Annotated in this window: 19 protein-coding genes; 7 read left to right on the top strand and 12 right to left on the bottom strand. The window is 73.5% G+C overall.

All coding sequences use genetic code 11. The features are described from left to right. Positions 1–73: 73 nt before the first annotated feature. Entirely contained in the window at positions 74–1,750 is a 1,677-nt protein-coding gene (locus BLU82_RS11840) for a metallophosphoesterase family protein (protein WP_092620111.1), read from the top strand. A 59-nt stretch (positions 1,751–1,809) separates the two neighbouring features. Here the strand turns inward: BLU82_RS11840 and BLU82_RS11835 are convergent, their stop codons facing one another. From BLU82_RS11835 to BLU82_RS11810, 6 genes are all read right to left on the bottom strand, one after another. Next, positions 1,810–3,945 (bottom strand): Xaa-Pro dipeptidyl-peptidase, encoded by a 2,136-nt coding sequence (locus BLU82_RS11835; RefSeq protein ID WP_092620108.1) that lies wholly within the window; start codon positions 3,943–3,945, stop codon positions 1,810–1,812. A gap of 120 nt (positions 3,946–4,065) precedes the next feature. Then, entirely contained in the window at positions 4,066–5,685 is a 1,620-nt protein-coding gene (locus tag BLU82_RS11830) for an alpha-amylase family protein (RefSeq protein WP_092620105.1), read from the bottom strand. Further along, a complete protein-coding gene (locus BLU82_RS11825) occupies positions 5,682–6,653 on the bottom strand; it encodes a TIGR03885 family FMN-dependent LLM class oxidoreductase (protein WP_092620102.1) in 972 nt (323 codons plus the stop codon). The genes BLU82_RS11830 and BLU82_RS11825 overlap by 4 nt, the downstream gene beginning before the upstream one ends. Before the next feature lie 46 nt (positions 6,654–6,699). Next, positions 6,700–8,145, bottom strand: coding sequence for an RNB domain-containing ribonuclease (locus BLU82_RS11820; protein WP_197682891.1), 1,446 nt, complete (start codon positions 8,143–8,145; stop codon positions 6,700–6,702). A gap of 451 nt (positions 8,146–8,596) precedes the next feature. Then, positions 8,597–8,791, bottom strand: a complete 195-nt coding sequence (locus tag BLU82_RS11815) for a hypothetical protein (RefSeq protein ID WP_092620097.1) — start codon at positions 8,789–8,791, stop codon at positions 8,597–8,599. Between the two features lie 53 nt (positions 8,792–8,844). After that, the gene (locus BLU82_RS11810; protein ID WP_092620094.1) at positions 8,845–9,810 is read right to left on the bottom strand and encodes a YafY family protein; all 966 of its coding nucleotides are present in this window, start codon (positions 9,808–9,810) and stop codon (positions 8,845–8,847) included. Positions 9,811–9,853: 43 nt separating this feature from the next. Between BLU82_RS11810 and BLU82_RS11805 the strand changes: the two genes are divergently transcribed. Then, entirely contained in the window at positions 9,854–10,996 is a 1,143-nt protein-coding gene (locus tag BLU82_RS11805) for an epoxide hydrolase family protein (protein WP_092620091.1), read from the top strand. Here the strand turns inward: BLU82_RS11805 and BLU82_RS11800 are convergent. Then, the gene (locus tag BLU82_RS11800; protein ID WP_092620088.1) at positions 10,990–11,892 is read right to left on the bottom strand and encodes a LysR family transcriptional regulator; all 903 of its coding nucleotides are present in this window, start codon (positions 11,890–11,892) and stop codon (positions 10,990–10,992) included. The two genes, BLU82_RS11805 and BLU82_RS11800, sit on opposite strands and share 7 nt — an antisense overlap. A gap of 82 nt (positions 11,893–11,974) precedes the next feature. Here BLU82_RS11800 and BLU82_RS11795 point away from each other — a divergent pair, with 82 nt between their 5' ends. Together BLU82_RS11795 and BLU82_RS11790 are read left to right on the top strand one after the other, a co-directional pair. Then, positions 11,975–12,895: a DMT family transporter gene (locus tag BLU82_RS11795; RefSeq protein WP_092620084.1), complete on the top strand. Its 921-nt coding sequence runs from the start codon at positions 11,975–11,977 to the stop codon at positions 12,893–12,895. Positions 12,896–12,909: 14 nt separating this feature from the next. Beyond that, entirely contained in the window at positions 12,910–13,704 is a 795-nt protein-coding gene (locus BLU82_RS11790) for an SDR family NAD(P)-dependent oxidoreductase (protein ID WP_092620081.1), read from the top strand. Between the two features lie 156 nt (positions 13,705–13,860). Here the strand turns inward: BLU82_RS11790 and BLU82_RS11785 are convergent, their stop codons facing one another. From BLU82_RS11785 to BLU82_RS11770, 4 genes are all read right to left on the bottom strand, one after another. Next, entirely contained in the window at positions 13,861–14,640 is a 780-nt protein-coding gene (locus tag BLU82_RS11785) for an erythromycin esterase family protein (protein ID WP_092620078.1), read from the bottom strand. A gap of 89 nt (positions 14,641–14,729) precedes the next feature. Then, the gene (locus tag BLU82_RS11780; protein ID WP_157740839.1) at positions 14,730–15,677 is read right to left on the bottom strand and encodes a hypothetical protein; all 948 of its coding nucleotides are present in this window, start codon (positions 15,675–15,677) and stop codon (positions 14,730–14,732) included. Further along, a complete protein-coding gene (locus BLU82_RS11775; RefSeq protein ID WP_092620072.1) occupies positions 15,674–16,597 on the bottom strand; it encodes a hypothetical protein in 924 nt (307 codons plus the stop codon). Before BLU82_RS11775 ends, BLU82_RS11780 begins: the two co-directional genes overlap by 4 nt. Beyond that, positions 16,594–17,520, bottom strand: a complete 927-nt coding sequence (locus BLU82_RS11770; RefSeq protein WP_092620069.1) for a hypothetical protein — start codon at positions 17,518–17,520, stop codon at positions 16,594–16,596. Before BLU82_RS11770 ends, BLU82_RS11775 begins: the two co-directional genes overlap by 4 nt. A 67-nt stretch (positions 17,521–17,587) precedes the next feature. Between BLU82_RS11770 and BLU82_RS11765 the strand changes: the two genes are divergently transcribed. Beyond that, a complete protein-coding gene (locus BLU82_RS11765; RefSeq protein ID WP_092625721.1) occupies positions 17,588–18,475 on the top strand; it encodes a diacylglycerol kinase family protein in 888 nt (295 codons plus the stop codon). 2 nt (positions 18,476–18,477) lie between these two features. Here BLU82_RS11765 and BLU82_RS11760 read toward each other — a convergent pair whose 3' ends face one another. Continuing rightward, complete coding sequence (locus tag BLU82_RS11760) at positions 18,478–20,103, bottom strand: alkaline phosphatase D family protein (RefSeq protein ID WP_092620066.1); 1,626 nt, start codon at positions 20,101–20,103, stop codon at positions 18,478–18,480. Between the two features lie 33 nt (positions 20,104–20,136). On the opposite strand from BLU82_RS11760, the gene BLU82_RS11755 reads away from it, so the two are divergent. Both BLU82_RS11755 and BLU82_RS11750 read left to right on the top strand, forming a co-directional pair. After that, the gene (locus tag BLU82_RS11755) at positions 20,137–21,171 is read left to right on the top strand and encodes a DUF4232 domain-containing protein (RefSeq protein ID WP_092620063.1); all 1,035 of its coding nucleotides are present in this window, start codon (positions 20,137–20,139) and stop codon (positions 21,169–21,171) included. Positions 21,172–21,259: 88 nt separating this feature from the next. Next, entirely contained in the window at positions 21,260–22,108 is an 849-nt protein-coding gene (locus BLU82_RS11750) for a GNAT family N-acetyltransferase (RefSeq protein ID WP_092620060.1), read from the top strand. Positions 22,109–22,125: the final 17 nt, after the last annotated feature.

Here is a 22,125-nt window from a genome sequence, read left to right as displayed (position 1 = left end):
CCTGGGATGAATCGGGGAGACCGTCGCGCGACCCTGCCGGCGGTCCCGAGAGTGTCCTGGGAGGAGACTCAACGTGAGTGACGTGAGGAAGCGCGGGCCGTTCGGCTCGCGCCGTGCGGCAGGCGCCGCCGTCGGCGCCGCGCTGCTGGGTGGCGGCCTGATCGCCGTTCCGGCCGCAGTCGGTGCGGACAGCGAGCCCCCGGTCAAGGTGCCCGACGCCGAGGTGTACGAGCCGTCGGCGCTGCCGGACCGGGTCATCCTGGTCCCGACGGCGACCCCGGCCACCTCGCAGAAGGTGACCTGGCGCTCGGAAACGGGCGGCGAGTACGCGCAGGCGCAGATCCTGAAGGCGCCGATCGCCCTCGGCGACGTGAAGCCCGCGGACGGCGCCGTGCGCACCGTCATGGCCGGTTCGACCAACCCGGTCAACACCAGCCTGGGCTACGCCTCGGTCTACCACGAGGTGGAGTTCACCGACCTGGAGCCGGAGACCCGCTACACCTACCGGGTCGGCGACGGCGTCAACTGGAGCGAGTGGATCGACTTCACCACGGCCGCCGACGGGTTCGAGCCGTTCTCGTTCATCTACTACGGGGACATGCAGAACTACATCGACTCCGCCGGCCCGCGGGTGTTCCGGCAGGCCTTCGCCGACCGCCCGGAGGCGAAGGTCATCGTCAACGCCGGCGACCTCGTGAACACGGCCAACAGCGAGCTCGAGTGGGGCCAGTGGCACGCCGCCGACGGCTTCATCAACAGCCAGATCAACAACATCTCGGTCACCGGCAACCACGAGTACAGCGGCGGCCGGCTGTCGACGTTCTGGCAGCCGACGTTCCCGTACCCGGCGAACGGCCCGGACTTCGGTGACGACGCCACCAACGCCGCCATGCGCAACACCGTCTACTCGGTGGACTACCAGGGCGTCCGCTTCATCGGCCTGAACACCAACGTCCAGAGCCAGGCGCCGATCATGGCCGCGCAGACCGCGTGGCTGGAGCAGCAGCTGGCCGGCAACCCGAACAAGTGGACCGTCGTGACGTTCCACCACCCGGTCTACTCGGTCGCGTCCGGCCGCAACAACCCGGTCGTCCGCAACCAGTGGGGCCCGCTGTTCGAGCAGTACGGCGTGGACCTCGTCCTGCAGGGCCACGACCACACCTACGGCCGCGGCAGCACCACCGCCTCGCGCCGGTCGGTGACCGTCCATGACAGCACCGTCTACGCCACCTCCGTGTCGGGCGGCAAGATGTACGACGCCGTCGACAGCAACTGGGTCGACAACGGCGCCGACCAGATGTCCGTCGGCCAGGACATGCAGCTCTACCAGATGATCGACGTCACCGCCGACAGCATCACTTACGAGGCGCGCTACGCCAACGGCGAGCACCACGACGGCGTCACCATCCGCAAGAACGACGCCGGCGAGCGCACCGTCCAGGAGATCCGCACGCCGGAGAACACCGTCGGCGAGCAGGTCGCCACCGACACGACGACCGTCGACTTCAAGGGGACGGTCAACGTCTCGGCCTGGGGCTACGACCCGGGCGAGACGGTGAACGTCTACGTCCGCAACATCGAGCGCGGCCAGGACGTGCTGGTGGGCGAGGCGACGGCGGACGAGCTGGGTCGCGTCCTCGAGCTGCCGGTGACGTTCCCGTCGTCGGCGAAGAAGCTGAGCACGCAGGTCGTGTACCTGGAGAGCGTGAACCAGCAGATCACCAGCCCGGAGATCACCGTCAACCGGTGACGCACGGACGCACAGAGGCGGGCCGCCCCGAGACCCGGGGCGGCCCGCCGTCCGTTGCGTCAGACGTCGGCCTGGGCGGCCGCGCGGACCAGCGCGCCCCGCTCCCGGCCGCTGATCAGGCCGGCCGCGACCAGCTGGTCGGCCAGCTCGGTCGTGTGCCGGACGAACGCGCCGTGGTTCGGCCAGTCCTGGTCGTCGAGGACGTGGTCGTTGACGGTGCAGGTGCCGGCGAGCGCGTGGTTCGCGACGCCGGTGTCGACGCCGTCGATGACGACGGTCGCGCGGGTGTCCTGGTCACCGCAGATCGGCAGCGCCAGCGGGCCGCCGACGACCGGCAGCTCGACCGTCGTGCCGGCGAGGTCGACGGTCAGCTCGGTGCCCGGCTGCGGGCGCAGCGTGAACTCCGAATCGGTCGACCAGATCATCAGCCCGATCTGCGAGCCGGCCGGGATCACCTGGTCGTCCGGCTGCAGCGGCACGGTCACGTCGACGAACTGCCCGGGCGTGAGCGGAGTCTCCTCGGTGAGCGAGTCGCGGTTCAGCGGGTCGGCCCAGCCGCGGGTGATGACGCTCGTGGTGGAGCGCTGGGTGCTCGACGCGCAGGCGGAGTCGCCGGTCCACGGCAGCTTCACCAGCGCGACGGTCAGGTTGGCCCGCGCCTTCGAGGCCGCCATGCGCACCGTCACCTCCGTCGTGCCGGACAGGTGGACGTTCTCCGTCAGCGTCGGCGTCACGTAGAGCAGCCGGTTGTTCGACGGAGCCGTGGCCAGCGCGCCCGCGTTGCAGGCGTTCGTCCCGGCGTCGACCAGCGTCTCGGTGGCGTCGTCGGCCAGCGCCAGCGAGGTGAACCCGCCCGCCGTCGCGCCGCCGGCCTGCAGGTTCAGCGTCGCGGTGGAGGCCGCCGGGTTCGGGTAGTCGGCGTACGGGGTCACGGTGCTGCCGCCGAGCTCGTTGCGGACGATGAACGCGGTGTTCGTGTCGTCCTCGATGGCGTTGTCCTGGCCGTAGAGGTACTGCGAGAACCAGCGGTTCATCATGTCCAGCGGCGGGTTGCCGCCGTGTCCGCCCTGGTGGAAGTACTCGTGGACGGTGACGCCCTTCGCCTCCAGCGCCTCGGAGATGCGGACGCTGTGCTCGGGCACGACGTTCCAGTCGTTGAACGCGTGCGCCATCAGCACCGCCGCGCGCACGTCGTCGAGCTGGTTCAGGTAGTCGCGGCCGGCCCAGAAGTCGTTGTAGTCGCCGGTGGCGCGGTCGTGCTCGGCCTGCATGACGCTGCGGACGGTGTCGCGGCAGTACTGCCGCTTCTCCAGGTCGCCGCTGTTGATGTAGTCGAAGAGGTAGTCGACGTCCTCGCCGAGCCAGCCGCCCGGGCTCCGCACCAGCCCGTTCGACCGGTAGTAGTGGTAGTACGACGTGTTCGGCGCGACCGGGATGATCACCTCGAGGCCCTCGACGCCGGTGGTCGCGGCGGCCAGCGGCAGCGTCCCGTTGTACGAGGTGCCGGTCATGCCGACCCGGCCGGTCGACCAGTACGCCGTCACCTCCTCGTCACCGTCGGCGCTGGTGAAGCCGCGGGCCCGTCCGTTGAGCCAGTCGACGACCGCCTTCGGCGCCAGGGACTCGTTCGGCCCGCCGACCGTCGGGCAGCCGTCGGACAGGCCGCTGCCCGGCGACTCGGAGTGGACGACGGCGAAGCCGCGCGGCACCCAGGTGTTGATCAGGCTGGACGAGATGCGCGGGCTGGTGCCGCCCGGCGCGCGGGCCGCGTCCGGAAGGGCGTCCGGTGACGTGCGCAGCGGCGGCTGGGCGCCCAGCTCGACGTTGACGTTCCAGAAGAACTTGGTGTTCGTGCTCGCCGTGCCCGAGTAGTACGGGCTGGACTCGTACACGACCGGCACCTCGAGGCCGGCCCCGTCGGTCTCGGCCGGCCGGGTGACGTCGACGTGCATGCGGTCCAGCTCGCCGTCGCCGTCGGTGTCGAACTCCGTCTCGACCCACAGCTCGTGCTGGATGAACGGTCCGGTGAACACCGGCTGCGCCAGCCCGTCGACGAACGTCGGCTCGGCGGGCGCGGGGGCGGGGGCCGGCGCGGGTGCGGCGCCGGCCGCGCCGTTCGCGGCGGTGAGCAGGGCGGCGGTACAGACGCCGGCGGCGGCGAGTGCCGCGCCGGTTCTGATCCGGGTTCGGCGCATGAGCGATCCTTCCTCAGCGGACGGGATGCTCGGACGCTAGTGGCGGCCCAGTGCGATGTCATCCAACAGCTGTCGCATGACAGGCGTGGTCAACGCGACACAACGTGGACGCGGACTGCCTCAGGCGGCGCGGTACCAGCGGTGGCCGTACGGCGCCAGCTCGAGGTCGTCGCCTGGCTCCCGGTCGTCGGTGCCCAGCAGGTCGACCAGCCGCTCCCAGCCGTCCTCGCGCGGAAGCCGCACGGACGCCGTCGTGCCGCCGAGGTTGTGCACCGCGACGAGCGTGCGGCCCTGCCAGTCGCAGCGGTGCGCCAGCACCTGAGCGGTGGACTCGACCACCTCGAGCCGGCCCCAGCCGAGCTCAGGGCACTCCTTGCGCCGGCGGATCAGCCGCTCCATCCAGTTGAGCAGCGAGCCGGGGTCGCGGCGCTGGTCCTCGACGGTCGCGGTGAGGTCGTCCGGCAGCGGGCGGCACAGCCGCGCGCCCTCCGGCGCCGGTGAGAAGCCGGCGTGCCGCTCCCCCGACCATTGCATCGGCGTGCGCACGCTCAGCCGGCCGGGGATGTCGAGGTTCTCGACCATGCCGATCTCCTCGCCGTAGAACAGCGCCGGCGTGCCGGGCAGCGAGAACATCAGCGAGTAGACCATCCGGACCCGGGACTCGTCGTCAGCGAGCATGCTCGGCAGCCGCCGCCTGATGCCACGGCCGTACAGCTGCATCCCGGGGTCGGGTCCGAGGGCGGCGAAGACCTCGCCGCGCTCGTCCTCGGTCAGCTGGTCCAGGGTGAGCTCGTCGTGGCTGCGGACGAAGTTCACCCACTGGCACTCGCGCGGGATCTCCGGCAGCGACCGCAGCGCCTTGACCAGCGGCGCGGCGTCCTCGCGCACCAACGCCAGGTACATCGCCTGGTTGACGGTGAAGGCGAACTCCATCGTGAGCTCGTCCCCGGTCTCGCCGTAGTACGTGACCGCCTGGTCCGGCGGCAGGTTGACTTCTCCCAGCAGGACGGCGTCGCCGCGGCGGCGGGTCAGGTACGCGCGCAGGTCGCGCAGCAACTCGTGCGGCTCCTGCGTGGCGGCCGCGGCGCGATCGGGCTCCTCGACGAGGAACGGGACCGCGTCGACGCGGAAGCCCGCCAGGCCGAGCGCCAGCCAGAACCCCGCGACGAGGGCGATCTCGTCGCGGACGGCCGGGTCGGCGGTGTTGAGGTCCGGCTGCTCGGAGTAGAAGCGGTGGTAGAACCACTGGCCGGCTTGGTCGTCCCACGCCCACGTCGACCGCTCCTCGCCGGGGAAGACGACATCCTTCGGCTGGTCGTCGGGCTTCTCGTCACTCCACACGTAGAAGTCGTGGAACGGGGCGTCGCGTCCCTTCCGCGCCGACCGGAACCACGGGTGGTTGTGCGAGGTGTGGTTGACGACGAGGTCGACGATGACCCGGATGCCGCGGTCCTGCGCCGTCCGCACCATCTCGACGAACGTGCCGAGCGAGCCGAGCCGCTCGTCGACGGCGTAGAAGTCGACGATGTCGTAGCCGTCGTCGCGCTCCGGCGACGGGTAGAACGGCATCAGCCACAGGCAGGTCACGCCGAGACCCTCGAGGTAGTCGACGCGCTCGGTGAGGCCGGCGAGGTCGCCGCAGCCGTCGCCGTCGGTGTCCAGGAAGGTCTGCACGTCCAGGCAGTAGATGACGGCGTTCTTCCACCAGAGGTCGCCGGCGCTGCGGCGGCGCCGGCTCACGCGCGCACCGCCGTCATGGCCGGCAGGACGTGCTCGCCGAAGGCGTCGATGAACCCGCGTTGCTCCTGCCCGACGTGGTGCACGTAGACGGCGCCGAAGCCGAGTCCGCCGAGCGTGTGCAGGTAGTCGGTGAGCCGGCCGAGGTCGGCGGAGACGAGGACGCTGTGCCGGACGTCGTCGGGGCGGACGTGCTTCGCGGCCTCCTCGAACTCCTCCGTCGTCGCCAGGTCCCAGCACAACGGCGGCGAGAACAGGTTGGTCGCCCACTGCTCGTGGGCGACGCGCAGCGCTTCGGCTTCGTCGGGCGCCCAGCAGACGTGGATCTGGACGGCGAGCGGCTTGCCGGCCCCGCCGTTGCGGGTGAAACCGTCGACCACCTCCCGCAATATCGCCACCGGCTGACCGACGGTGACGAGGCCGTCGGCCCACCCCGCGGCCCAGCCGGCGGTCCGCGGCGTGACGGCGGTCGCGTAGAGCGGCGGCGGGGTCGCGGGGCGGGTCCAGAGCCGCGCGCGGTCCACCGTCACCAGACCGCGGTGGGTGACCTCGTCGCCGTCGAGCAGGGCCCGGATGACGTCGGCGCATTCGCGCAGGCGGGCGTCGCGGATGGGCTTGTCCGGCCACGGATCGCCGGTGACGTGCTCGTTGAGGTTCTCGCCGCTGCCGAGCGCCACGGCGAACCGGCCGGGGAACATCTCCGCGAGGGTGGCGATCGCCTGTGCGGCGACGGCCGGGTGGTATCGCTGGCCGGGTGCGCAGACCACCCCGAACGGCAGCGTCGTCGTGGCCATCGCCGCGCCGAGCCAGGCGAAGGAGAACCCGGACTCCCCCTGCCGCCTGCCCCACGGCGCGAAGTGGTCCGACGACCACACGGCTTGGAACCCGGCCTGCTCCGCGTGCCGGACGTCGGCCAGCAGCCGGCTCGGCGGGATCTGCTCGTGCGACGCGTGCCAGCCGACGACGGGCATGGTCGGGTTCCCTTCCGGACGACGATGTGTCCGGTCGTGTACCCGGTCAGGCCAGTTCGAAGCGGATCGTCCGGGTCCGTGGGTCGGCGGCGGCCAGCCGGGCGCGGACGTCGGTGCCGAGCGGCAGGTCGCCGCCGTCGCTGATCGGCGCCTCGACCGCGGGCTCGCGGATCGTGACGTCACCCTTGCGCTGGTCGCGGTCGTCGACCTCGACGACGACGCCGTCGAAACTCTCGCCGACGTACCCCTGCAGGACGGCCGCCTCGACGAGGTCGAGGACGGCGCGCTCGTACTGGTTGGCCCGGCGGGTGGAGCCCTGCATGGTCTTCGGCAGCTCGCCGAGGCGGTCGACGACCCAACCCGGCACGGCGTCGCCCGCGCTCAGGGCGACGCAGATCTCGCCCGCGTACCGGTCGACCAGCCGCCGCAGCGGCGCCGTCACGTGCGCGTAGTCGGCGGCGATGGCGGAGTGGCCGGTGTGCTCGGGCAACTCGCCGGCGAACCCGACGTAGCCGGAGCCGCGCAGCAACCGGGTGCACGCGACCAGCATGGCGGCGTGGCTGGACGTGGCGGGGTCGAGCGAGCGGATGAAGTCCGGATAGCTCTGGTTCTCGGGCCAGTCGATGCGCAGCGCCCGCGCCGTGCGCCGCAGCCGCTTGACGTCGCGCGGGTCGGCGGGGGCGAGGGTGCGGAGCAGCCCCGTCTTCGCCGTCACCATGAACGTGGCCGCCGTCATGCCCGTCAGCAGCGAGATCTGGGCGTTCCACTGCTCGACCGGGTGCTGCTGCCGGAACGCCAGCGACCAGTGGTCGCCATCGACGCGCACCTCCTGCTCGGGCAGCGGGAGGGAGACGCCGCCCCGCTCGGCCTCCTTCTGCAGGCGGCGCTCGCCGACCTCCTTCAGCAGCGTGAAGACCGGGTCGGCGGTGCCCTGGTCGAGCTGGTGCTGCACGGCCTCGTACGAGAGCTTGGCCCGGCTGCGCACCCGGGCCCGCTCGACCCGGGCCGCGACCGTACCGCCGTCGCCGTCCAGCTCGATGGTCCACAGCAGCGCCGGGCGCACCTGGTCGGCCAGCAGCGACGCGGCGTCCTCGGACAGCGCCTTCGGGTACAGCGGCACCTTGGAGTCGGCGCCGTAGAGCGTCTCGCCGCGCTTGTGCGCCTCTTCGTCCAGCGGGTCGCCGGGGCTGACGAACGCGCCGACGTCGGCGATGGCGTAGTGGACGGTGAAGCCGTCGCCGTTGCGCTCGAGGTGCAGCGCCTGGTCGAGGTCCATCGCCGTCGCCGGGTCGATGGTGACGAACGGCAGGTCGGTGCGGTCGAGGTCGGGGAGCCGGGGGCTTTTCGCGGCCCGCTGCGCCGCCTGCTCGACCTCGGGCGGGAACTCCGGCGCGACGTCGAGCTCGGCCTGAATGGCCGCCACCCCCGCCCGCAGCGTCTCGCCGTCGGCGGACAGCACCTCGTCACGCAGCCGCACCACACGTCTGGGCACTGCCGTCCTCCCCTGCGGTCGCTCGATGGGCCGTCCACAGCCTCTCACGGGGTGTCACGAACCGCTCGCGGAACGCGCCCGGACGCCGCAGTCGCCGTCCGGGCGCTCGAACCACGCCCCGGCCGGCGCTCCACTGGCGCGACCGGCTCCCGGCCGAGCGGCAGACGGCGGCCGAAGCCGTTGCCGCCCTGGCTGTGCTGCCGGTCGTGGTCGTCGGCGCGCCCGTCAACCCACGCCGGCAGGAGCGGGCTCGCCGCCAGTGCGCTGAGACGTTGCTGTTCGAGCTGGCCGCGGCCGGTGTCGACGAGGTGTGGCTGGAATCCCGGAACCGAGCATCGCATCGGACTCACCTAGTAAGCGCGAAGCCGAGGTCCGGGTATACCCCCGGGGTCCTCGGCTCACTTCCGAATCCCACCGCAATGGGACCGGCATCAGGATCAGGAGAGCAAGATCAGCGCTCCGGCGCCCCGTCGCCGTGCCAGCTCGCGGTCAGCCGTTCGTCGTCGGCGGAGATTGGAGCGACCGACTCGGCGATGTCCAGCGTGGTGTCCGGGCTGCCACCTGGGTGGTGACCGACGGCAATGGTGACGACTCGCAACACCCGCGGCCACAGGGCGCGGTACCACTCGGCGAAGTCGTCATGCATCGTCCTCACGGTGTCATGACCGTCGGCGGCCCCAGAATGTTGAGCGCCTACGACTACGGCTGCACCGCCCGGCGGTAGCGCTCCCCCAGCACCCGGAGGTGCTCGACCAACTCGGGCGGCGACGTCACCTGGAAGTCGAGGCCGAGCATGCCGATGTAGACGGCGATGATCTCGAGGGAGTCGGCGCCGGTCACCAGCACGCAGGTGGACTCGTCCACCGACTCCACCACGCCGACGGTCGGGTTGATGCGGGCCAGCACCTCGGCCGCCGGCGCGAAGACGGTGATGCGGGCGTGCACGGACCAGCCGGCCGACGCGACCTCGCGCAGGACGAACGCGGTGTAGTCGCCGCCCGGCAGGGTGGCCGGCGCGAACCGCAGGCCGGTGCGCATGCGCAGCGACATCCAGTCGACGCGGTAGGGGTGCCAGCCCGAGGCCGGGTCGCGGCCGACCAGGTACCAGTGCCGCTGCCAGCTGACCAGGCGGTACGGCTCGACGGCGAGGGGCGGGGCGGTGTCGGAGCGGCCGCGGTAGCCGAACCGGACGAGCTCGTGGTCGCGGATCGCCGCCGCGAGCGCCGTCAGCACGGACGCGTCGACGACGGGGTCGTCGACGTTGCTGCCGGTGTTCTCCGGGCCCTGCGACAGCGCGTCGTTGACGGCGGCGACCTGACGGCGCAGCCGGTGCGGCAGCACCTGCTCGAGCTTGGCCAGCGCCCGCGCGCTGCTGTCCTCGATGCCGGCGACGCCGCGGCCGGCCCGCAGCCCGATCGCGACCGCGACCGCCTCGTCGTCGTCCAGCAGGAGCGGCGGCAGCCGGGCGCCCACGCCGAGCCGGTAGTGCCCCGCCGGGCCGCGCGCGGCGTCGACCGGGTAGCCCAGGTCGCGCAGCCGGTCGACGTCGTAGCGGATGGTCCGCGCGCTGACGCCGAGGCGTTCGGCCAGCTCGGCGCCGGTCCAGGCGGGCCGCGACTGCATCAGCGAGAGCAGCGCCAACATCCGTGCGGAAGTCCCGGTCATACTAGGAAGATACCTTGCCTAATAGGACCGTAGCGTGACTGTCATGACGAACACCACCGCACCGATCCGCCCGTTCCGCGTCGAGATCGGCCAGGCCGACCTCGACGACCTCCACGACCGTCTGGTCCGCACCCGGCTGCCCCGCCCCGTCCCCGGCGACGACTGGGACTACGGCACGCCGAACCACTACCTGAGCGAGATGGTCGAGCACTGGCGCGACGGGTTCGACTGGCGGGCCGAGGAGGCGCGGATGAACGCCTTCCCGCACTACCTCACCGAGATCGACGGCCAGACGATCCACTTCATCTACGTGCCGTCGGCCGAGGCGGACGCGACGCCGCTGCTGCTCGCGCACTCCTACCCCGGCTCGTTCGTGGACTTCCTCGACATGATCGGCCCGCTGACCGACCCGGTCGCGCACGGCGGCCGAGCCGAGGACGCGTTCTCCGTCGTCGTCCCGTCGATGCCGGGCTTCGGCTTCAGCACGCCGGTCGAGGACCGCGGCTGGACGATGGCCCGGGTCGCCCGCACCTACGACACGCTGATGCGCCGGCTCGGCTACGAGCGTTACGGCTCGCACGGCAGCGACGGCGGCGCCATGGTGTCGCGCGAGCTGGGCCTGCTGAACCCGCCCGGGTTCCTCGGCCTGCACGTGCTGCAACTGTTCTCGTTCCCGTCCGGCGACCCGGCCGAGTTCGCGAACCTGTCCCCCGCCGACCACGCCGGACTGAAGCACCTGGAGTGGTTCCAGTCCGTCGGCGGCTACAACGCGATCAACGCCTCGCGGCCCCAGACGGTGGCGGTCGGGGTGTCGGACTCCCCCGTCGGCCAGCTGGCCTGGAACGAGCTGTTCAACTCCTTCGGCAACGGGACCAGCCTGGTGACCCGCGACCAGATCCTCACCGAGGTGTCGCTGTACTGGTTCACCAACACGTCGGCGACGGCCGGGCGGTACCACTTCGAGGAGGCCCACTCGGGCGCCGAGCCGGCGGTCAACCACGCGCCGACGGGGGTCGCGGTCTTCGCCGACGACTTCCGCACGATCCGGGCGTTCGCCGACCGCGACAACGACAACATCGTCCGCTACACCGAGTTCCCCGACGGCGGGCACTACGCGTCGCTGGAGCGGCCGGACGTGCTGGTCGAGGACCTGCGGGCGTTCTTCGCGGGACTGCCCGATCAGTGACGACGCGCAGCGGCGCCGTCGACCGCCTCGGTGAGGAGGTCGACGGCGCGTTGCGCGGCGGGGTGCTGGGCGGCGGACTTGCGGACGGAGACGTGGATGCGCCGGACGGGGGTGGGCGCGACGATGCGCACCGTCGTGACCCCGGCCGGGAGGTCGCGGATGCCCAGCCTGGGGACGACGGTGAGCCCGATGCCGGTCGCGACGAACGGGATGGCCGTGTGGTAGTCGTGCGTCTCGACGGCGAACTCAGGCGAGAACCCGGCCTCGGCGCAGGCCCGCAGCAGCACCCGGCGGCAGGCGCCGTCGTTGAGGTCGTTGTCGATCCAGCGCCGGGCGCCCAGCTCCGCGAGCGGCACCTCGCCTCGCGCGGCCAGCGGGTCGTCGGCACGCACGACCGCGACGAACGGGTCGTCGACGAGGTGGCGGACGTCGGTGCCCAGCGGCGGCTCCCAGTCGGGCCGCTCGACGAAGATGTCGACGTCGGGCTCGGGGCTGTCGGGCAGCTTGACCTCCGTCATCCGCAGGTCCAGCCGCAGCTCCGGGAACTCCTCGTGCAGCGCGGCGACGACGGGCGGCAGCCAGGCCGCGCCGGCGGAGGCGAAGTAGCCGATCGACAGGCTGCCGACCCGGCCCGCCCGCAGGTCGCCGACCAGCCCGTCGAGCCTGGTGAGCGCCTCGAACAGCGGCTCGGCCTCGGTGGCCAGGGTGCGCCCGGCGGCGGTCGGCTCGATGCCGCGGCCGGCGCGGTCGAACAGCCGCAGCCCGGTCTCGCGCTGCAGCGCGGCCAGCTGCTGGCTGACGGCGGACGGGGTGTAGCCGAGCGTGTCGGCGGCGGCCCGGACGGAGCCGGTGGCGACGACGGCGCGCAGCAGGCGGAGGCGGGGCACGTCCAACATGCGCCTATCGTACAGCCAAGCTTAACGATACGACAGCAATACGTGCTTGTGCTGTCGAATCGACGGACCGCACCATGTCAGGGTGACGCAGACCCTCCCGGCGCCCGCCGCCGCACCGCCCCGCCTCACCGAGAACCGCAAGGCCGCCATCGCCGCCGCCGTCACGGTCGTGCTCTGGTCGTCGGCGTTCGTCGCGATCCGCGACGTCGGGCACACGCTGTCCGCCGCGCCGCTCGCGCTGATCCGGCTGGCGGTCGCGTCGGTGGCGCTGACGACGATCGTGGTCGCGACGCGCGGCCGGCGGGTCATCCCGCAGCCGCTGTCGCGGCGGACGTACGGGCTGATCGCGGCCTGCGGCGTGCTCTGGCTGGCCATCTACACCGTCGCGCTCAACGCCGGCGAGCAGCACGTCGACGCCGGCACGGCGGCGCTGCTGGTGAACGTCGCGCCGCTGCTGATCGCGTTCGGCGCCGGGCTGTTCCTCGGCGAGGGCTTCCCGCGGGCGCTGATCGCCGGCTCGCTGGTCGCCCTGAGCGGCGTCGCCGTCCTCTCGCTCGGCTCCACCGGCGACCGCGACTGGCTCGGCATCGCGCTGTGCCTGCTGGCGGCGGTGCTCTACACGGCCGGGGCGCTGATCCAGAAGGTCGTGCTGCGGGTCACCGACGGTCTGACCACCACCTGGCTGGCCTGCCTCGTCGGCACGGCCGTGCTGCTGCCGTGGACGCCGCAGCTGGTGTCGGAGCTGGCCGGCGCGTCGACGGGCGCGATCCTGGCCGCCGTCTACCTGGGCCTGTTCCCGACCGCGATCGGGTTCACCACGTGGTCGTACGCGCTCAAGCGGATGGACGCCGGCCGGCTCAGCGCCACGACGTACATCGTCCCCACCGTGTCGGTGCTGATGTCGTGGGCGCTGCTGAGCGAGGTCCCGACGGTGTTCGGCTTCATCGGTGGCGCCATCAGCCTGGTGGGTGTCGCGATCTCGCGGCGGCGGCGCCGGAGCTGAGGCAGGATCGAGGGATGCGGCTGGATCTGAGCGGACGCACCGCCCTCGTGACCGGTTCCACCCAGGGCATCGGCTGGGCCATCGCGGCCGGCCTGGCCCGATCCGGCGCCCGGGTGGGCGTCAACGGGCGCAGCGCCGGCAGCGTCGACGCCGCCATCGACCGGTTGCGGGCCGAGGCCGACGGCGCCGACCTGGTCGCCGTCCCCGCCGACGTCACCACCGACGACGGCGCGGCCGCCGCGCTCGAGGCGCTGCCCGCCGTGGACGTCCTGGTCAACAACCTCGGCATCTTCGAGGCGACGCCGGCGCTGGAGATCACCGACGCCGAGTGGCGGCGCTACTTCGAGGTGAACGTGCTGGCCGCGGTGCGGCTGACCCGCGCCTACCTGCCCGGCATGCGGGCCCGCGGCTGGGGCCGGGTGCAGTACATCGCCAGCGACTCCGCCGTCGTCATCCCGGCCGAGATGATCCACTACGGCATGACGAAGACGGCGCTGCTGGCGGTGTCGCGCGGGTTCGCCAAGGAGGCGGCCGGCAGCGGCGTCACCGTCAACAGCGTCATCGCCGGGCCGACGCACACCGGCGGCGTCGAGGACTTCGTCTACCAGCTGGTCGACCGCGACCTGCCGTGGGACGAGGCGCAGCGCGAGTTCATGCGCCGGCACCGGCCGCAGTCGCTGTTGCAACGCCTCATCGAGCCGGACGAGATCGCCAACCTCGTCGTCTACCTCAGCTCGGCGCAGGCGTCGGCGACGACGGGAGCCGCCGTCCGGGTGGACGGCGGCTACGTCGACTCGATCCTGCCCTAGGGGTGTCTCCCGGGTCCGTGGCCTACTGCGCGGCGCCCAGGCGGCGCCTCGCGGCGTTCTCGTCAGTCGCCATAGGCACCGCTATGACTCCTTCCTCGGCCTTGCGAGGCATCCACCTGGACGCCGCTCGCTACGGCCGAGACCCGAGAGACACCCCTAGGCGACCCACGTGCCGCTGTAGACCACGCGGTGCCCGGTTCGCCGCTGCCAGCTGGCGACGATGCCGGCGACGTACCGGTCGCGCAGGTCGCCGGAGCCGGTCTCGTGGAAGCCGAGCAGCGCGAGCGCGTGCAGGACGGCGTCGTCGGCGTCCACGACCGGACGGCCGCGCCGGGCGGTTCGGCGCCCGGCGACGTCGCCGACCAGGTCGTACAGCTCGCGGGCCGCGGCGACCAGCGGACGGCGCTCGTCCTCGGTGAGGCGCCGGTACCAGGCCGCGTGCTCCTGCGGCGTGCCGCGCAGCGCCAGCCTCAGCAGCAGCTCGTGCGCCCGCGGCAGCAGCTCCCGCGCGGCGTGGGCGACGAACTGGTGCAGCTCGACGTGCTGCAGGACGCGCGGCTCGAGCACGTCGGCGCCGACGAAGCGGACCTGGTCCCAGCCGGGGCGGCCGCGGTTGAACTCGCGCATCCACCGCAGAAGGTCCAGCATCGCCTGGACGCGCAGCGCGGGCCGCGCCTGCCCGGCGGCGTCGCGGGCGCTGCTGCCGTCGCCGCGGACGTACCGGTCGAGGACGACGCCACTGCCCCAGCTCTCCTCCCAGGCGATCGTGCGGAAGCCCAGCTGCTCGACGAGGTGGCGGGCCCGCCGGTGCTTCAGCGCGAACGGGGTGTGGGTGCCGAGCCCGGCGACGGCGGCGTCGCCCACCGTGCGGCGCAGCTGCGCGAGCTCGTCCAGCGGGCCCTGCGGGCGGCTCAGGTACGGGACGTCGATGCTCATGCCGACGAGACTGGCGGCGCGGCGTGGTCGCGCTCGTCCGCTCAGCCGCTGATCCGCGCGGTACGTCCGCCGACGTACGCCCGCGACCGTCAGCCGCACACCCGGTTCGCCAGCCGGACCAGCTCGACCATGGTGGGTCCGTCCAGCGGATACGACTCGGGCACTTCCATGGAGCCGTAGGCGACGCTGTACTCGATCAGCCCGGCGTCGCCGCTCATGCTCAGCGCGGCCACGCAGTCCTCGACGGACCAGGTCACCTCCACCTGTGCGGTGCCCTGACCGTCCAGCGGGATGGGGAGCTCGGGCGGCAGCGCGGCCATGCCGGGCGCCATGGGCACCATGCGGGTGACGCGCACCGACCGGCCGGAGTAGTTGAGCAGCGGCAGCGTCATCGTGACGCTGGTGTCGGCGACGGTCATGGCCGCCGGGCCGGCGAACTGGACGTACCCGCCGCCGAACTCGCACTGCTCGGTCCAGAGCATGCCGATGCCGCCGTAGTCGACGTGCTGGTCGGCGGTCACGGTGTGCTCGTCGCCGCCGGAGTCGCGGACCCGGACCCGCAGAGACGTCGGCGCCGCGGCGGTGCAGTCGGCCAGCAGGCCCGGCTGGCGCACGACGACCCAGACGCCGGCCGCCGCCTCGACCGCGTCGATCGGGTCCGTGCCCGGTTCGACGCCGAAGCCGTCCGCCTCGACGCCGACGATCTCGACCGGCCGGGAGCCGATGTTCACCAGTTGCAGGTCGAGCGCGACCGACCCGTCGCCGCCGGCCTCCGGCGTCCACGTCGACGGGCCGCTGACGATGCCGACGCGGGCCAGCTCGGCAGCGTCGTGCCGGGCGTCGGCGACGACGGTGCCGATCAGGGCACCGGCGACGAGGGCGACCGCGGGTACGGCCCAGCGCCGCCAGCGGCGCCGGCCCGGCTCGTCCGCGCCGCTGGGGCCGTCGTCGCCGGGCTCGCCGCCGATCCCCCCGTCGCCGCCGCGGCCGACGACACCGAGGTCGAAGCTGTCGTCGCGCCCGTCCCCCACCGTCATTCCTGGATTGTGGCCGGACAGGCCTGCCCCGACAACCGCGCCAGCGCGGTGAACCCGGCGTCCGGCAGCACGATGATCTGCTCGGTCTCGGCGTCGCCGTGCAGGATCCGGACCGCGACCGACCCGCCGGACGCGCCCAGCGCCGGGCCGCAGTCGGTCACCGTCCACGTGGTGGCGAGGAAGGCGCTCTGGCCCGCCGGGACCACCAGTCCCTCGGACTCGGTGGTCAGGCCGAAGCCGGGCGCCCGGCTCGCGACGGCGCCGAGGCGGAGGTCGTCCAGGCCGGTGTTGGCCAGCTCCAGCCGCAGCACGACGGCGCCGTCACCGTTGCTGAGGACCGTGCTGTCGCGCAACTGCAGTCCGTTCTGGAACGGTCCCTGGCACTCGAGGTACCAGAAGCCGCGCAGGCCCTCGTACTCGTCCGGCGGCGCCAGCTCGACCAGCCGCTCGTCGCCCGACGCCGTGCGGGCGCGCACCGTCAGACTGGTCGGGAGCGGCCCGGCGCAGTCGACCTGCAGGCCGCGCTGCACGAACGTCACCCAGGCGCCCGGGTCGGCCGGCACCGGCTCGGCGGTCTCGGTGGCCGGCGTCCCGTCGATCTCGACGCCGAGGATCTCGACCGCGTGGTCGCCGGCGTTGAGCAGGTGGACGCTCAGCTCGCCGCGTGTGCGCTGCCCGGTGAAGACCGGCTGCGCCGGCCCGCCGTACAGCTCCACCCCCGCGTACCCGCCCGCGTCGTCGCGTGCCTGCGCAACGACCAGCCCGGCCACCCCGCCGATCGCGAACGCCGCGGCGACGGCGGCCCACCGGCGCCAGCGGGGGGTGCGGCCGCGGGCCGTGCTCTCCGCGCCGGGCTCGTCGTCCGGCGGTTCGCGGTCCCGGCCACCACCCACCACGCCGAGGTCGAGCGGCTCGCTCACCGCTCGTCCCCGCAGACCCGGTCGACCATGAGCACCAGCTCGGCCTGAGCGGCGCCGGTCAGCGGATACCAGCCGGGGGCGCTCGTGGCTCCGCTGCCGGTCGAGTACTCGATCTCCGGCGCCTCCCACGTCAGCGCCTGCCGGCAGTCGCCGACGGTCCAGGTCACCGGCACGTCGAGCGACTCATCCGGCGGCACCTCGAACGGGGGTTCCGGGCCGGTGGCGACCAGCCCTGGCGCCAAGGTCTGGAACCGGCTGACCTCCAGCGGCTCGGACCCGTCGTTCGACACCCGCAGCGTCGTCGTGACGCTGCCGTCGTCGTTCACCTGCACCACCGCGTCCATCAGGGGGAAGACCAGCTCGGGACCGCGGCAGAGGTGCCCCCACACCTCCAGGGCGCCGCCGAAGTCGGGCAGCGCGCCCACGTCGACCAGCCGCTCGGTCCCGCCGGCGTCGCGGACGTGAACCCGCACCGGCGCGTCGTCGCCGGGATCGGCGCCGGCGCAGTCGGCGATCAGGCCGCCCTGACTCGCGGTCACCCACTCGCCGGGCGACGCGGTGATCGGCTCGGCTCGCTCCTCGTCCGCCCGGACCGACATGCCCGGCAGCTCCATCCCGAGGATCTCGACCTCGTGCTCGCCGAGGTTGAGCAGGCTCAGCTCGATCCGGCCGGGCGACTCCTCGTTCGCGCGGTCCGGTAGCGCCTGCAGCGCGCCACTGGCCAGCCGGACGTCGGAGTAGGAGGCCGCGTCGTCCCGGGCGTCGGCGACGAACAGCCCCAGCCCGGCGCCGACGACGAAGGCCGCCGCGACAGCCGTCCAGACCCGCCGGCCGCTGGGTCCGCCGCGCGGCTCGTCGTCCGGCTCGTCCGGCGTCTCGCCCACCACGCCGAGATCGAGCGGTCCCTGGTCCCCGTGCTCCATCGATGCATTGTCGCTGCGTGACGACGCCGCTCACAAGATTCTCATCCGGACCTGGCACCATCGGCGGGTGCCGAAGCTGCTGGTCATCACGAACACCCGCGCCGGCTCCGCACGCGACGACGCGGTGGAGACGGCGCTGGGCGTGCTGCGGGCGGGCGGCGACGTCGAGATCGCCGACCTGGACCCGGACGCGCTGCCGGCCGTGCTGGCGCGCCACCCCGGACACCGTCCGGTGGTGCTGGGCGGCGACGGGTCGGTGCACCTGCTGGCCGCGACGGCGCTGGCGGCGGGGCTGCTGGACCGGCCGCCGTTCGCGTTCGGGCTGGTCCCGCTGGGCACCGGCAACGACCTCGCGCGCACGCTCGGGCTGCCGCTGGACCCGGCCCGGGCGGCGCAGGTGGTGCTGGACGGACGGCAGCGCGACCTCGACGTGCTGACGGACGACGCGGGCGGGGTGGTGGTGAACGCGGTGCACCTCGGGGTGGGCGCGGAGGCCGGGCGGCGCGCCGTCCCGCTGAAGCCGCGGCTGGGCCGGCTGGCCTACCCGGTGGGCAGCGCGGTCGCCGGGGCGTCGGCGCGCGGCTGGCGGCTGCGCGTCACCGTCGACGGCGACGTGGTGGCGGGCGGCGACCGGCGCGCGCTGATGGTCGCGCTCGGCAACGGCGTCACCATCGGCGGCGGCGCCCCGGTGACGCCGTCGGCCGAGCCGGACGACGGCCGGGTCGACGTGGTCGTGTCGTTCTCGACCAGGTGGCGGGCCCGGCTGGCGTTCGCGGCGGCGCTGGTCCGCGGCCGGCACCCGGAGCGGCACGACGTCGTCGAGGCGCGCGGGCATACGGTGACGGTCGAGGGCGGTCCGGTGCCGCTCAACGCCGACGGCGAGCTGTCCGAGCTGGCCGGGGCGCGGACGTGGACGGTGCGGCAGCACGCGCTGAGCGTCACCGTCCCGGCGTGACGTCAGAGCGTCACCGACAGCACCTCCGACATCGTCGCGGTGTCGCCGTCGACCCGCCCGGTCTCCCAGCGCACCCGGACGGACCCGTCGGTCACCTCCAGGGTGGCCAGCGCGTTGTCGAACCGCGGCCCGGCGTCGATCGACCAGCGCACGGACGGCTTCGGCACGCGCGCCAGCCGGGCCAGCGCGGTCCCGGCGACCCGGGCGACGGCGAACGCGGCGGCGCCGTTGAGGTAGCGCAGGGTCCGGCTCAGCGGGTTGCGCACTGGCGAGCAGACCAGCTGGTACACCCGGCTGGTACGGTCCGTGCGGCCCGGGTAGGCCAGCCGCGCCGCGTACGAGTAGTGCACGTCGCCGGAGAGGAACGAGACGGTCTGCGGCCGCCGCCCGTCCGGCGCCGTCGCCACCTCCGTGACCAGCGCGGCCATCGCGTCGAACGAGCGGCCGAACGCCGCCCAGTGCTCGAGGTCGATCGCCTGCCGCAGCGACTCGGCCGCCCTCGCGAACCGGCCGCCCCACGCGCCGCCCGCCGTCGCCTCGTTCCAGGCCTCGAGGTCGTGCAGGCCGCGCGGCAGCAGGTACGGCAGCGACGTGCCGAGGAACAGGTGCTCGACATGCTCAGTGTCGCGGACCTGGCCGGCGATCCAGTCCCACTCGGCGTCGTCGACGATCGTGCGCTTCCCCGGATCCAGGACGCGCCCGCAGCGGGTGTCGATCATCACCAGCCGGGCCGGGCCGACGTCGCGGGTGAAGCTCCACCGGTACGACGCCGGGTCCTGGTCGGCCTGCCAGGCGAACTCGTCGAGCACCGCACCGGCGTCGCCGCCGGCGGCGAGGACGGCGGCCAGCACGGGGTCCGCGGCCCGCTCGGACGGCGACAGGTTGCCCACGTGCTGGTACAGCCAGTACGCGGCGAGGCCGCCGGTGATCCGGCGCCGCCACCACGCCTGCCCGGCCATCGTCGCCCGCCACGGCTGCGAGGTGTTCCAGTCGTCGCGGATGTCGTGGTCGTCGAAGATCATCGCGGCCGGGACGGTCGACAGCAGCCAGCGCACCGCCGGGTCGGTCCAGGCCAGCCGGTAGAGATGCGCGTACTCCTCGAAGTCGGCGACCTCGGTGCCGGGCGGCTCGGCGACGTCGCGGCGCCCGGCGATGATCTCGCGCATCTCGTCGGACGTCTCGTCGGCGTACACCTGGTCGCCGAGCAGCACGAGCGCGTCCGGCCGGGCCGATTCGTCCGCCGCGGCCAGCGTCAGCGCGAGGGCCCGCAGCGCGTCGGTTCCGTAGACGCGGTCATGCTTCGCGTCGTGCGGGACGCTCATGCGGCAGGACCCGAAGGTGAGCCGCACGCCGCCGTCGCCGCGGGTGCGGATGACCGGCGGCGGGAACGGCGACCCGGGCTCGGGCCAGGCGTGCTCGCCGTCGACCTCGACGGCGTACGGCGTGGACGTGCCGGGTTCCAGGCCGTCGACGGCGACCAGCGCGTAGTGGTGGCCGTGGACGGTGAACGTGCGGGCGGTCGCGTCGAGGACCCGGACGGTGGCGGGGCGCGCGGTCTCGACCCAGATCAGGGCGGAGGTGCGGTCGACGTGCCGCAGCAATGGCCCGAGGACGAGCGTGCCCGGCACCGGCGCCTCCTTCGTGGACGTTAGGGTCGGTCCGTGCCGTTCCGTACCCTACTGGCCGCCGTCGTCGCGCTCGTCCTCGCCGGCTGCGGGCAGGACGCGGCCTCGACCGGCAATGCGGATCCGGTCGTCGCGGCCGCCCGCGCGCTCCCCGGCGTCGACGACGTGACCGCCGAACCCGACGGCTCGAAACTGCGCCTGCACCTCGTCCACGACACCGCCCTCGGCGCCGGCTGGGCGGCCGAGACCGTCGACACCCTGCTCGCCGGCCGGCCCGCGGACGCGCCGGAGCTGGAGGTGTGGCTGCATCCCGTGACGCCGACGGGCGCGGAGATCACCGTCCGCGCGTTCCCGCTGCCGGAGTCGCGCGACGCGGTCGGCGGCCCCGTCGGCGACGCGTACCTGTTCGCCGGCACGCCGGGGGTGGTGCGGGCGGTGTTCGACGGCGAGACCGCGGACGTCCGGGTGGGCGACGCGTCCGACCTGGCGAAGGTGGCCGACGTCGCGGCGGTGCAGGGCGCCGGGGTCGACGTGGTCCGCACGCTCGACGACTCGGCCGAGCTCGCCGTCGCCGACGTGCCGCCGCGGCCGCCGTACACCGCGAGCTCCGATTGGCCGGCCGACACGTCGGCGCCGGAGTGCGACCCGGCCGGCCTGCGCCTCGAGATCATCGGCAGCGACGCCGCGCTCGGCTCGCGGTACCTGTTCCTGGGCGCGACGAACACCGGCCCGGCGCCGTGCGCCGTCCAGGGCCACCCGGACCTCACCTTCCGCACCCTCGCCGAGCTGCCGCTGACCGTCACCGCCGTCCCGGCGGCCGACCCCGCGCGGGTGGTGATCCCGCCGGGCGCCCGGGCGATGGCGGTGGTCGAGTGGAACGCCATGCCGACGGCGGACAACCCGGACCTCACGTACGAGGTCGTGCTGGCCGCGGCGCCGGGCGCGCCGGCCACCGAGCTGCCGCTGACCTCCTGGGTCGTCGAGGGCTACGGGCCGCACACCAACCTCGACATCGTCGACGGCGGCGAGGTCGAGGTCACCGAGTGGCGGCCGGACGGCGCGGCGTTCTGAGCGAGTTCCGTCCGAGTTCCGTCCGGGGAAACCTCAGCGATACGCGAACATCACGCGGGCGGCGATCGGGCTCAATAGGCTCCCTGCCATGACCGCCGGCACGCTCGAGCACCCCGATCTGCTTCCCACCGATGACGTCGTCCGCTTCGCCGAATCCTTCGCCTGCCTGGCCGATCCGACCCGGGTCCGGCTGCTGCACGCCGTCGCGACGGCGCCCGCCGGCCAGACGGTCGGCGAGCTGACGCAGCGGCTGGGCATCAGCCAGTCCACCTGCTCGCACCACGTCCGCCGGCTGGCCGAGCTCGGCTTCGTCCACGTCGGCCGCCAGGGCCCGTTCACCCGCGTCACCGTCAACGAGGCGTGCATCATCGGGCTGCCGCACATGGCCGACGTCGTCATGGGAGCGCGGGCCACCCGGCCGCGGCACCCCGAGGACGTGCCCGCGGGCATCGTCGTGCGGGAGCTGCGGCTGGATGACTGGCCGAACGTGCGTCGCATCTACCAGGACGGCCTCGACACCGGCCTCGCGTCGTTCGACACCACGGTGCCGCCGAGCACCCGGCTGTCCGCCCGCTGGCTGCCCGGTCACCGCTGGGTCGCCGAGGCCGACGGCGTGGTCGTCGGCTGGACGACCATCGCGCACGCGTCGCCGCGCGAGCCGCTGCGCGGGGTGGGCGAGACGGCGGTGTACGTCGACCGCGCGCACCGCGGCCGCGGTGTCGGCAAGGCGCTGCTGTTCCAGCAGGTCACGGCGGCTGACCGGGCCGGCATCTGGACGCTGCAGACGTCGGTCTTCAGCGCCAACCGGGCCGGACTGTCGCTGCACCACCAGGCCGGCTACCGCACCGTCGGCGTCCGCGAGAAGTTCGGGCAGCGCGACGGCGTCTGGCACGACTGCGTCCTGCTGGAGCGCCGGGCGGGCAGCGCCTTGACATGATCGGCACACCGTCCCTT

The sequence above is a fragment of the Jiangella sp. DSM 45060 genome (assembly GCF_900105175.1).
GTDB lineage: Bacteria > Actinomycetota > Actinomycetes > Jiangellales > Jiangellaceae > Jiangella.
The sequence above is the reverse complement of the archived record's forward strand: the minus strand, read 5'-3'. Positions and strand labels throughout refer to the sequence as shown.